This window comes from Falsibacillus albus (assembly GCF_003668575.1).
GTDB lineage: Bacteria > Bacillota > Bacilli > Bacillales > DSM-25281 > Falsibacillus > Falsibacillus albus.
This window is the reverse complement of sequence record NZ_RCVZ01000012.1, coordinates 132,556-141,637: the sequence shown is the minus strand read 5'-3', so window position 1 is coordinate 141,637 and position 9,082 is coordinate 132,556. Positions and strand designations below refer to the sequence as shown.

The window sequence follows — 9,082 nt, the reverse complement described above, 5'->3', positions numbered from 1 at the left end:
CTACTGCCAAGTCTGTAGTGGACTTTCACCACCGAGTTATCACCCATGCCGGGCACACATTGAAAAAACAACTCTAATTTTAGAGTTGTTTCCCTTTAATGCTTCAGGATCTTCTTTGATGCATGATCGATTTCTTCCATATGTTCTGGAGTTAGCTTAAATGACAGCGCTCCGATATTTTCTTCCGCGTGGCGCAGTTTAGAGGCACCAGGAATGGCAAACACACTGTCTCCATGGAAATGAATCAACCAGTTCAGCGCGGCTTGGCTTGAGGATACATTGTATTCCTTTGCGATCCTCGCTAATAAATCAATCAACGGCTTTGTCTTTTCCAGCCCAGCAGGCTTGAAATAGGACATATATTTGCGCGGACCGCTTATATTTTTGATCAGCTTAGGATTTTCATGGAATTTCCCGGTTAAGATCCCTTGTTCCAATGGTGAATACGCGATGATTGAGATGCCTAGATCCTTTGCTGCTTGAAGAACACCATTTTGTTCAATTCTTCTATCGAGCAAGCTGTATTTCACTTGATTGGAAACGAGAGGGAATCCATGCCCGGCCAAAACCTGATGTGCTTTGATCATCTTCTCGGCGTTGAAGTTGCTTACGCCAGCAAATCGTATTTTCTTTTGGGATATCAGTTCCGCCATGGCGTCCATTTCAGCGCTGACACGCGAAAAAGAAAACGGCTGGTGGATTTGATATAAGTCAATGTTTAAGCCTTTTAGAGCATCCAGTCTTTTTCCGATCGTAGATGTAATCGAACCAGCCCTCCTGAACAGAGGCCACCACTTCGTTGCAACCATGGCACCAGCCGCTTGATCGCCCAGTGATAAAATCGCTTCCGCCAAGGCTTCTTCGGATTTTCCTTTCCCGTATACCTCTGCTGTATCGAACCAGTTGATGCCTCCATTTAAACTGACTTCAATGATTTTCTTTATTTCTTCCTGCTCCATCACCGGCCAGAACCGGCCAACCAAACCATTTCCTTTACTGAATTGCCATGTGCCCAAGCCAAGTGCCGACATCTCCAGGTCACTTTTTCCCAGCATTCGCCGAGGTATAAATGTGGATACCATAGTTGATCCCCCCTCTTCATCGTACAGCTAATATATGGAAACTATCATATCATAGACTTTCATGGAAGCTCCAGCATTAGTATGCAAGCAAAAAAACAGCTGCAAAATCAGCTGTTTTTTTGAAGATTATGAAACCTTCTCTTCTTCCACTTTGTATTCTTCTTCCCAGAACTCGGCATTTTTAATTCCCAGCTTTTTAGAGTTAAAAACCGGATCGAGTCCTAGTTTCTTCTGCTGTTCATAGTCTTTCAGTGCCTTCATCGCAGGTTTATAAAGTATGACAATCGCGATCATATTGAGCCAAACCATGATACCAAGCCCGATATCTCCTAGCGCCCAAGCGATTTTTGCCGTTTTTACAGCGCCGTAGAAGGTCGCGCCTAATAGAACGAATTTCAGTGCCCAGACTGCAAATTTATTGGATTTCCCTTTGAATAAATAAGCAACATTTGTCTCGGCAATGTAGTAATATGCCATGATGGTCGTAAATGCAAAGAAGAATAACGCAACGGCGACCATCCCAGCACCGAATCCTGGAATCACTTTCTCAATGGCTGCCTGGGTAAATGCCGGTCCTGCTTCCACACCAGGAAGGTTTTCAACAATAAACTTGCCGCCTTCGCCTTGTGTGTTGTACATCCCCGTGAATAAAATCATGAATGCAGTCGCTGAACAAACAAGAAGCGTATCGATATAAACGGAAAATGCCTGGACCAAACCTTGCTTGGCAGGGTGTGATACCTCGGCAGCAGCTGCGGCGTGGGGACCGGTTCCCTGCCCTGCTTCATTTGAATAAATACCTCGCTTGACACCCCACGAAATAGCCATCCCAATGATACCGCCAAACGCTTGGTCGGCTCCGAATGCACTTTTGAAAATAAGCGCGATCACACTTGGAAGCTCTGTAATGTTCATCAATACTATGACTAATGAGATAAGTACATATCCGACCGCCATGAATGGAACGACATATTGTGCTACATTGGCAATCCGTTTGATCCCGCCAAAGATGATGACTGCCAATAAAATGACAAGTCCCAATCCCGTAATCTTCGGACTGATCCCAAACGCATTATCAAGTCCTAAGGCGATTGAATTCGACTGAACTCCCGGCATCAGCATACTCATCGCCACAATCGCCGCAAAAGCAAACAATGAAGCATACCATTTCACGCCGATTCCCTTTTCGATATAGTAAGCAGGTCCGCCGCGATACTGGCCATCCTGTTTGATTTTATAAATCTGGGCCAATGTGGATTCCACGAATGCACTGCCAGCCCCGATAAAAGCAATCGCCCACATCCAAAAAACGGCACCAGGTCCGCCAAATGCGATAGCTGTGGCTGTACCGGCAATATTCCCGGTTCCTACCCTTCCCGATAAAGCAATGGCCAAAGCCTGAAAGGATGATACCCCTGCATCCGAGCTTTTGCCTTTGAACATGAGCATGACCATGTCCTTAATGTGTCTTACCTGCAGAAATCTCGTCATCAAGGAAAAGATCAATCCGATGCCCAGACACATGTAAATCATAGGTGAACTCCATAACCACCCGCTTAAATTGTTAATGAATGTATCCAACCCATTTCCCCCTAACAATAACAGAATTTTTAATATATTAAGAATTATACATAATAATATCTTTTTATGAAACAAACTTTTTTTGGAATAATAAAAGACCCGCAAAGCAACTTGTTAGAATACTAGTTTACGGGTCTTTATACCTATTTAAATTATGTTAACATATTATCATTTCAATTAAGTTCTGCATATTCATTCAATGAACTGCTTTTGCCGGAATTTCTCCGCTCCCTTTACCGTCAATTCCTTCAGTTCAAGAAACAAGCCTTCTTCGACTTTTTTAAAATTAAAGCATGATTTTCCCTGCATCTTCTTCCGTAATTCTGATGATACGGAATCCAGCAATTCAGGACAAACATAAACGGGCATCAGGTGATAGCTTACATAATTTTTATTGATCTTGGCCGCCCCAAAAAAGATCGGCTTATTATTCGCAGAATATGTGTATCTGGTATCGAGATAATAGCTTTCATCATTATCCGCTTTTACCTCCATCCCCTCTTCATACTGCTCAAGAATCCCCCTCAGAGCCTGAAAAACTTCCGAAAACTGTTCTTCCTTCGACATCCCTGCATCCCCCCTTGGACTATTCCATTTCATTATAACTTTAATGGGGTGACAGGCACCATCCATAAATTGTAAAAAAGCGAGTGGGTTATTTGGTGATCGGAACCCGTCCTCGCTTTTATTTAAGCCTTTTATTCTATTACCAATTCCATTGACTTCCTTGACCCATTCCTTGGCCCCATCCCCATGGATGCTGGCCCCAAGGAGTATTGCCCCAATTCCCGCCATGCTGCCAATGGCCGTTTTGCCCCCAATTCCAAGGTTGATTCCATCCTTGTCCTTGACCGCCGTGACCCCACCAGGGATTCCCTCCATGCCCGTGGCCCCACCAAGGATTCCAACCATGGCCGCCCCATGAACCTCCGCCACCATGGCCGCCCCATGAGCCTCCGCCGCCTTGGCCACCCCATGAGCCGCCGCCTTGGCCGCCCCATGAGCCTCCGCTGCCTTGGCCGCCCCATGAACCTCCGCCGCCTTGGCCGCCCCATGAACCTCCGCCGCCTTGGCCAGCTGGTCTAAATGGATCAACGTCTTCAAAGTATTCATTGTAAAGCATTGGGTCGTTCATACCCATAAATGAATTCATAAAAAAAGTCCTCCTCCTCATCTCTATTTAACACTTACAACTTATGAGTAAGGAGGTGAATGGGTGCATGTATATCATCAAGCATCCCAACGGGCCGGCACCATTATGACTTAATAGAAACATAAACTTTGCTTGAACAATCCTGCTTTATTAGCAAAGCAACAAAGTATGAGAAAACAATCTTTGGAAGACAACCATTAAAAAGAACGAGGGAACTTTTCTGCTTCCCTCGTTCTCTACATACGATATTACATAACACCTTGCTGCAGTTGGTTGTGAAATAGGTCATGATAAAAGCCTTTCTGTTTCAGCAGTGATTCATGCGTTCCACTTTCAATGATCTGCCCTTCCGATAAAACAAGGATTTGATCGGCTTTTTGAATCGTGTTCAATCGATGGGCGATGACAAAACTCGTTCTTCCTTCCATCAGCCGCTGTAGGGCATCCTGGATTTTCAGCTCAGTGATGGTATCGATGCTGCTTGTCGCCTCATCTAATACGAGGAATACCGGGTTTGATAGAATTGCCCTTGCGATGGAAAGCAGCTGTTTTTGCCCTTGACTTATGCCGCTGCCATCTTGTTTTATGACCGTATCGTATTGCTTCGGAAGCTTCATGATGAATGAGTGGGCATTTGCCAGTTTCGCAGCCTCCACTATTTCATGGTCAGCCGCGTCCAAACGGCCATATCGGATATTTTCCCTGATCGTCCCTTCAAATAAGAAGGAATCCTGGAGCACAAACCCCATATTTTGTCTCAAGCTTGTTCTTGTCATACCATTGATGTCATGGCCGTCTATTAATATCCGGCCGCTGTCGACCTGGTAAAAGCGCGAGAGTAAATTGATGATCGTCGTTTTCCCTGCGCCTGTCGGTCCGACGAGTGCGACCGTCTGTCCCGGAGAAGCATGGAAGCTTATGTCCTTCACGGTCTTATTTCCTTTTTCATAGGAGAAGTTCACACTGTTAAAATCAACTTCCCCTTTCGTGATCGGCAAATGCTCGGCATCTGTTTCATCTGCCTCCTCTTCGTCCTCATCCAATATCTCGAATACCCGCTCCGCCCCCGCAACAGCGGAAAGCAATGTATTGAATTGGTTGGCCAGTTCATTCAGCGGCCTTGTGAATTGTCTGGCATACTCGGCAAAAATGACGATCGCACCGATTGAAATGGCTCCCTTCAAGGCAAATAAACCACCGACTCCTGCAATAATCGCAAAGCTCAAGTTATTTAACATATTCATCAGTTTGGGGATGAACCCTGAATAAGTCTGGGCCCAATAGCCGGATTTTTTCAATGCCTCATTTTTGATCATGAAATCCTCGATCATTTTCTTTTCCTGCGAAAATGTTTTGACAATCCGCTGTCCGGAAATCGTTTCTTCAATAAACCCATTCAGTTCACCCAGGTTGCGCTGTTGTTCCTTGAACAGCTTGCCGGTGCGGCTTGTGATCCATTTCATCCCAAGCACCATCAAAGGCACGATGACCAACGTACATAGAGTCAACCACGGGCTGATCCATAGCATGACGACAATCGTTCCAATCAGCGTCAGCAAACTGGAGAAAATCTGGATCACCGAGCTGTTGAGCGTTTGGCTCACATTTTCAATATCATTGGTGATCCGGCTCATTAATTCCCCATGCTGCCTTTTATCAAAGAAAGGGATCGGAAGCGTGTGCAAATGGCTGAATAGCTGCTTTCGCATCGTATTGACCGTTTTCTGGGCGATGCCGATCATCCAGTAGTTTTGATACCAGATCGCTATGGAATAGCCTATGTAGATCAAAACCAATGAGCCGAGCAGAAAGCTTAAACCATCGATTTTTTTAATGACAATATGATCGTCTATGATTTTCCCGATCAAAAATGGGCCCAATAAGCCAAGGGCCGAGCTGCATACAACCATGAAAAGGACCAGGATCATTAAAACCTTGCTTTCAGCCAAATAGCTCCAGATCCGCCTGACCGTACCTTTCCAATTCTTCAGCTTTACTTTTTCCCTCGGAAAGCCGTGGGGATGTCCACGGCGAACAGTGCCGGCGCGGGAAGGTCCTGATTGTTGATTAGGAGGTCTGGACATTCTTTAAACTCTCCTCTCCGAATTGAGATATATAAATATTTTGATAGAGTGCGGAGGTCGCCAAGAGCTCTTCATGTTTTCCTTTGGCAATGACCTTGCCATCCTCGAGAAGCAAAATGATATCTGACTGGAGAGCTGTGCTTATTTTCTGCGTGATGATCAGCGTCGTACAAGAGTATTCCCTCAGCGCCTTCAAAAGCTTGGCTTCAGTATTCAGGTCCAATGCGCTCGTACTGTCATCCAGCATTAAAATTTTCGGGTTCCTCACCAAGGCGCGTGCAATGGACAGCCTTTGCTTCTGTCCTCCCGATAAATTGACGCCTCGTTGGCCGAGCAGCGTATCGTATCCATCCGGCAGCCGCATGATCGTTTCATGGATTTGGGCAGCCTTTGCCGCCTTGATGATTTCTTCCATGGATGCCCCTTCTTTTCCCCATGCAATGTTTTCAGCTACCGATCCAGAGAAAAGCAGCGCTTCCTGTGGAACAAAGCCTATCTGTTTCCTGAGCTTTTCAAGTTTGATCGATTCCACAGGGTTGCCATCGATGAGCACACTCCCCGCCGTTGTATCATACAATCTCGGAATCAACTGAAACATAGATGATTTTCCAGAGCCCGTAGCCCCCAAAATGGCCATTCTTTCACCAGGATCAATCGTGAAGGATACGGATTTTAACGCGTCCTCTTCTGTTTCAGGATAGCGAAAAGAGACATGGCCAAATTCAATCTTGCCTTCATTGATTTGCTTGCTCTGATCCGAGTGTTCCGTGTCCGTCAAATCGATTTCAGTTTCCATTACTTCCTTGATGCGTTGATTGGAAGCTTGAGCTCGTGAAAAGTTCATGATGATGAACGTCAGCATGGAGATGGCAGCGGAAATCCTTGTCGCATAGTTCACGACTGCCACTACTTCCCCAACCTTGACGCTTCCGGAAACCACTCCTTTGCTGCCAAACCATAATATCACCAGAATACTGGCATTCATGACGAGCATCAGGACAGGGAGCGTCACTTCAATGACCCTGAATGCATAAATCGTTTTATCTTTCAGTTCATCATTCGCTTTAGTAAATCTGCCAATCTCATATCCTCTTCGGAGAAACGCTTTGATCAGTCTCATACCGGTCAGGTTTTCCCTCATGACAAGATTCACTGAATCAAGCTTTTTCTGAACGGTCCTGAACATGACACTTCCCTTTCTCATCATCCAGTTAAGGAAAACGGTCAATAACGGAATGACGATGACCAGCACAAGAGCAAGCTTCACATTGACCGTCAGTGCCATCACCGCACCACCAATCACAAGAAGGGGCGCCCTGAGCATGATCCTTAGCGAGGCAAAAACCGTCCCCTGAAGCTGGGTGACATCATTCGTCATACGCGTGATCAATGATGATGTCGGGAACCTGCTAAAATTCGCAAACGAAAAGGATTGTATTTTTTCAAATAAGCTTTTTCTCACATCAAATCCAAAATTTTGGCTGACATGGCTGGCGGAAAACGAATTGATGATGCCTGCTGTGAATCCGATCAAAGAGAAGCCCACCATGACACTTCCCCATTTAATAATGAGGGGAACATCCTTTTTCAATATGCCCTGATCAATGATTTTGGCCATAAAAACCGGATTCCACAACTCCACGACCAATTCGGTCAACATAAACAGCAAAGCAATGAAAATCGATAACCTATAAGGTCTCAGATAGTCTTTGATTTTAAACATAACGAAGCCCCCATGTGTTGTCTTCCATAATTAATTTATGAATATTACACGAAATGAATATCTTGAATTGCTTTATTTTGCTACACTAAATATAAATCTATTGATAATCATATCTCTTTTTCTTTTATTTGAGAATTGATTTTTTCATATGACACTTTTCGAAAAGTTTATTGCCTTTAGCCAATGATTAAGCAAGGTTGATATCCGCGGAAGGACGCTCGATTCCGAGGGGCCTCACACGAAGTGAGGTCGTTCGATGGTGGCACACGATGTGCCGAACTTAATCGAACATCCGCCCAATATCTCCTCGCTGCGTTGCGGAGTCTCGCACCTTCCGCTCCAATCAACATAAAATGATCATTCATTTTTGAAATACTGCAAAAAAAAACAATCATTGTGAAAACAACCTTCTAAAATTACGCATCACCCTTATTTATCCAATAAACCTATAATTTTTTGAAAAAAGTTAGCATTTTAACTAATATTAAAGGAAAGATTCACACTAATCACTTACATAAGAGATGGGAGAAGAGCATGGAAGAAAAAGCAAATGCCTTATATCAATTCCTGAACGAACATGCCCCTCAGTTCACTGAAGACTGGCTTCAGCATCAAGTTAAAGCAGCAGGATCCGATTATTCAGTGGATGCACCTGCTCACACCCTGAATAGAATCAAAGAACAAAACTCTCAATATGTAAGGTACGTGGCACAATCGTTGCTGCAAACAGACGATGAAATGAAAAAAACGATTTCCGAGTGGACAAGTATGACGGCAGCCGATCGAGTCAAATCCCAGACTTCCTTGACAGAGGTCGCCAGTAATTCAGGGATTTTCAGGCGCGTCTATTGGCAATATGTTCAAAGATTTGTCCACGAAACATCATTGGAGATCACGATGGATGATATATTCGAGTGGGAGAAAAAAATCAATTATACGTTGGATTATGTATTGGAAACCTTCACAGCCCACTTCATGGAAATCCTATTGACCCGTTTATCCTCACAAGCCAATCTGATTAAAGAATTGAGTGCGCCGGTCATTGCATTGACAGAGAAAGTCGGACTCCTACCACTGATAGGAGATATTGATACCGATCGCGCAAAAAGCCTGATGGAATCCACGCTTGAACAAAGCATGACTGAAGCCATTTCTGTTCTCGTCATTGATTTCTCAGGTGTGATCATGGTCGATACGATGGTTGCCCATCAATTATTCCAAATGATTGAAGCACTTCGGATGATCGGCATAAAAACCATTGTAACAGGCATCCGGCCGGAAATTGCTCAAACATCCATCCAATTAGGAGTTGATTTTTCCGAGATTGAAACCGTCAGCACATTAAAAGACATTATCTTAAAAATCATGCTATAAACCATAAAAAACGAGGCTTTTCCGGAAAAGGAAACAGCCTCGTTTTTGTTGATTTTTGGTTACTGCCGGAGCGCTATGTCTATGA

General features: G+C 44.4%; 7 protein-coding genes. 1 reads left to right on the top strand and 6 read right to left on the bottom strand.

The window, feature by feature from the left end:
- Positions 1-95: 95 nt before the first annotated feature.
- From D9X91_RS16445 to D9X91_RS16420, 6 genes are all read right to left on the bottom strand, one after another.
- A complete protein-coding gene (locus D9X91_RS16445) occupies positions 96-1,082 on the bottom strand; it encodes an aldo/keto reductase (protein ID WP_121681739.1) in 987 nt (328 codons plus the stop codon).
- A gap of 126 nt (positions 1,083-1,208) precedes the next feature.
- Positions 1,209-2,615: an alanine/glycine:cation symporter family protein gene (locus tag D9X91_RS16440; RefSeq protein WP_407644203.1), complete on the bottom strand. Its 1,407-nt coding sequence runs from the start codon at positions 2,613-2,615 to the stop codon at positions 1,209-1,211.
- 240 nt (positions 2,616-2,855) lie between these two features.
- Positions 2,856-3,230: a hypothetical protein gene (locus D9X91_RS16435; protein WP_121681737.1), complete on the bottom strand. Its 375-nt coding sequence runs from the start codon at positions 3,228-3,230 to the stop codon at positions 2,856-2,858.
- Positions 3,231-3,369: 139 nt separating this feature from the next.
- Complete coding sequence (locus tag D9X91_RS22765) at positions 3,370-3,816, bottom strand: hypothetical protein (RefSeq protein WP_121681736.1); 447 nt, start codon at positions 3,814-3,816, stop codon at positions 3,370-3,372.
- Between the two features lie 248 nt (positions 3,817-4,064).
- A complete protein-coding gene (locus D9X91_RS16425) occupies positions 4,065-5,900 on the bottom strand; it encodes an ABC transporter ATP-binding protein (RefSeq protein WP_121681735.1) in 1,836 nt (611 codons plus the stop codon).
- The gene (locus tag D9X91_RS16420) at positions 5,884-7,623 is read right to left on the bottom strand and encodes an ABC transporter ATP-binding protein (protein WP_121681734.1); all 1,740 of its coding nucleotides are present in this window, start codon (positions 7,621-7,623) and stop codon (positions 5,884-5,886) included. The genes D9X91_RS16425 and D9X91_RS16420 overlap by 17 nt, the downstream gene beginning before the upstream one ends.
- 534 nt (positions 7,624-8,157) lie before the next feature.
- Here D9X91_RS16420 and D9X91_RS23105 point away from each other — a divergent pair.
- The gene (locus D9X91_RS23105) at positions 8,158-8,997 is read left to right on the top strand and encodes an STAS domain-containing protein (RefSeq protein ID WP_121681733.1); all 840 of its coding nucleotides are present in this window, start codon (positions 8,158-8,160) and stop codon (positions 8,995-8,997) included.
- Positions 8,998-9,082: the final 85 nt, after the last annotated feature.